This is a genomic window from Candidatus Dormiibacterota bacterium, from assembly GCA_035532835.1.
Lineage (GTDB): Bacteria > Vulcanimicrobiota > Vulcanimicrobiia > Vulcanimicrobiales > Vulcanimicrobiaceae > DAHUXY01.
The window spans coordinates 1-3,319 of record DATKQG010000005.1 but is presented as its reverse complement, the minus strand read 5'-3'; the positions used below and the strand labels follow the sequence as shown (position 1 = coordinate 3,319).

Below are 3,319 nucleotides of genomic sequence, written 5' to 3'. Positions count from 1 at the left end.
TGGATCGACGGGCACCTCGACGCGCTCTTTGCCGACGAGCCCGCGCTCAAGGTCGCCCGCATGTCGGTAAGCCGCCGCGACGGCAACGTCTCGATCCTCAACTTCCATTACATGATCGCGCAGAGCGACGGCGTGCGCACGTTTACCGAGATGCATCGCGTGACGCTCTTCACCCCGCAGGAATACGAACGGGCATTCGCACGAGCGGGCTTCGCGCTCGAGTACGACGAGCGGGGCCTCGGGAGCGGACGCGGCCTCTATATCGGCACACTGCCGGGCGGCTAACGCGACCTTTGTCTCGGCCGTAACAGGGAGTAGGCGATTAAGCGCATATTGAGGAGCCGTAATGCTGCTACAACGTGTAAAGCCGCTCGAGCGTATATTGGCCGAGGGCACCGACGACTCCCAATCGCACAAGCTCAAGAAGACGCTGGGCGCGGGCTCGCTGATGGCCATGGGCATCGGCGCGATCATCGGCACCGGCATCTTCGTCCTCACGGGCGTCGCCGCCGCGACCCGCTCCGGCCCGTCGCTGACGATCTCGTTCATCGTCGCCGGCATCGTGAGCGCGTTCGCCGCCCTCTGTTACTCGGAGGTGGCCAGCCGTATCCCGATCGCCGGCAGCGCCTACACCTTCGCGTATGCCTCGCTCGGTGAATTCGTCGCTTGGATCATCGGCTGGGACCTCGTCCTAGAATACGCGCTTGGGGCCGCCACGGTCAGCATCGGGTGGTCCGGCTACTTCACGACGTTTATCAAGAATGTTTTCCACTGGCATATCCCGCAAGCGTTACAGCATAACTATTGGGATTTAGGCCCTAGCGGGCAGCCGATTCACGGCATCATGAATCTCCCGGCTTTCTGCATCATCTTATTGATCGGTGCCCTGCTCTATCGCGGAACGCGCGAATCGGCGGTAGTGAACAACGTCATCGTCATCCTGAAAGTCTCCGTCGTCCTCTTCTTCATCGTGCTCGGTTACGGGCACGTCAACACCGGCAACTGGGTCCCGTACTTCCCGTTCGGCATCACCGGCATGCTCGGCGGCGCGGCATTCATCTTCTTCGCCTACATCGGCTTCGACGCGGTCTCGACTGCGGCTGAAGAAACAAAAAATCCCAAGCGCGATCTCCCGATCGGCATTCTGGGGAGCCTTGCCGTCTGCACCGTCCTCTACATCATCGTCGTCGCGATTCTTACCGGCATGGTGCCGTACACGCAACTCAACGTTCCCCAGCCTGTCGCCTTCGCGATGGATCATGTTGGACTAGGATGGGCTAGCGCCATCATTTCACTAGGAGCGCTAGCGGGACTAACGACTGTGCTTCTGGTCATGATGTTTGGACAGACGCGCGTCTTCTTCGCGATGTCGCGCGATGGGTTGCTCCCGCCAATTTTCTCAAAGATCCACCCCAAGTTCCGCACGCCGGGCGTCTCGACGATCCTCTTTACCATCTTCATCGCGTTGATCGCCGCATTCACGCCGATCGACGTCGTCGGATCGCTCACCAGCATGGGCACCCTTGCCGCATTCATTCTGGTTTCGATCGCACTGCCGATCTTGCGCAAGCGGTATCCGGGAACAGATGGTTTCTCGGTTCCGTTCGGCCCCTATCTTATCCCGATTCTCTCGGCGGTAACGGCGTTCGGCCTGATCGTTTCCTTCGCGTTTGGCAGCCCGAGACTTTTCGGCATACCGCTCCCGTGGCTGGGCTTCATCATCTGGCTTCTTGTCGGATTGGTCATCTACTTCGCCTACAGCCGCTCGCATAGCACGGTGGGCGTGGATGAAGCAGCGGCTGGAGCGTCGCTCGGGTCGTAAGGTTCTCCCACCCTCGGCCTAGTTGAGAGCGGGAGCGTGCGTACTGCGGTCAGCGGGGACCGTTCGTCAGCCCGCATCCTGCGGGCTTCCTACTCGTACGTTTTCGCGCAACTTTCAAAGGAAGTCGCCATCCTGGCGATTGCGCGAAAATCGCACGTCCCCGCTGACCGCAGCACGCGCTCCCGCTCTCAACTATGCCGGGCGCGCAACCGTAATCGCAGCGATGCGTTCCTCGGCCGTGCGTCCGGCGACTTCTTCGCGGGCGAGCGCGAGCGCTTGATCGACGCCGGCCAATCCGGAGAAATCCGCGATGCGGCCACCGTGTAACAGATAGAGTTCCGGCAAGGCGCGGCCGACGTCGCCGAACGAGGTCGCATTCTCCATCGTTTGCGCCAGTCGTTCGTCGAGCTGCGCGATGGCAAAGCACGTGGTCGCGGCACCGCGTAGCGCGAGGCGAATGACGCCGCGTTCGTCGACGACGCGTAGATCGCTTCCGTAGCGATAAGCGCAGAGAACCGGCGTGAGATCGGTGCGTTCGAGAGATTCGGGCGCGCAACGCATCGAACGAGCGACGATTTCGCGACGCTGCTGCTCATCGGCAGCGCCATGCGAGGAGGACTCCGCGAGCGCGGTGGCTCCCGATGCGGTTGCTCGGACGCGGCTGCGTTGCGCGTCGATTTCGACGCTCACCTCGATGCGATCCGGAGCGGCTCCCGCGGCGATGGCGCGGTCGCCGGCTTCACGCCGGATGCGCGCGATATCTTCGGCGGTGGGGTCGGCGATGGTTCGTTCGACCACGTCACGCACGAGCGCGAGCGCGACGCCGATCGGCGAGATCACCTCGGCATCGCGCGCGATGCGGTGCGAGAGGCCCAGGGATTCGGCAACGAACGGCACGATCGCGGCCGCTCCGCCGCCGCCGCCGATCAGCACCAGGGCGTGGCGGTCCAGCGAATTATCGGCGATCAATTCCTCGATGCAGGCGCGCACGATTTTCGCTGCGTGTTCGAGGACGCGACGCGCGAGCGCTTCGGGAGAACCGCCCAGGTGCTGCGCGAGCAAGGCGAAGCCGATCTGCGCCGACTCGCGATTGCCGCGCGCGAAGTCGTCCTCGGGGACGTAGGCCAAAAGATTGCTTGCACAGGTGGGCGTGAGCGCGGCGCGCGTTCCATCCGCGAGCAGGAACGTGACGTAATCGGCGGGATCGCTCGGTTTGGGTGCGATCGTTTCGATGCGCGCGCCGTTCAAGGCGTTCGGTTCTAAGAAGCAGACGTACGCGCATCCTGCGATGTGCGCGGAGCGCGGGCCGGCGGCGATAATGTCGCTTGCCGAGACGCGCAGCATGCTGCCTCCGGCTACGCCGAGCGTGCGCACGTCGACGGTTCGGAGCATGGTGCGATGGCCGCCGATGCGCGCCGGACGCATGCGCGGCTGGCCGGCCCGAATCGCGGTGCAGTCGGAACTGGTTCCACCGACTTCGATGAAGATGCCGTCGCT

At 63.3% G+C, this 3,319-nt stretch carries 3 protein-coding genes; 2 read left to right on the top strand and 1 reads right to left on the bottom strand.

Translation table 11 applies throughout. The features are described 5' to 3' along the window. Both VMW12_00175 and VMW12_00170 read left to right on the top strand, forming a co-directional pair. Nucleotides 1–285 (top strand): SAM-dependent methyltransferase (locus VMW12_00175; protein ID HUZ48134.1); only part of this gene is annotated, 285 nt, incomplete at its 5' end. A gap of 61 nt (nt 286–346) precedes the next feature. Continuing rightward, entirely contained in the window at nt 347–1,822 is a 1,476-nt protein-coding gene (locus tag VMW12_00170; protein ID HUZ48133.1) for an amino acid permease, read from the top strand. A 192-nt stretch (nt 1,823–2,014) separates the two neighbouring features. Here the strand turns inward: VMW12_00170 and VMW12_00165 are convergent. Continuing rightward, the coding region (locus VMW12_00165; protein HUZ48132.1) for a hydantoinase/oxoprolinase family protein at nt 2,015–3,319 on the bottom strand (1,305 nt) is incomplete at its 5' end.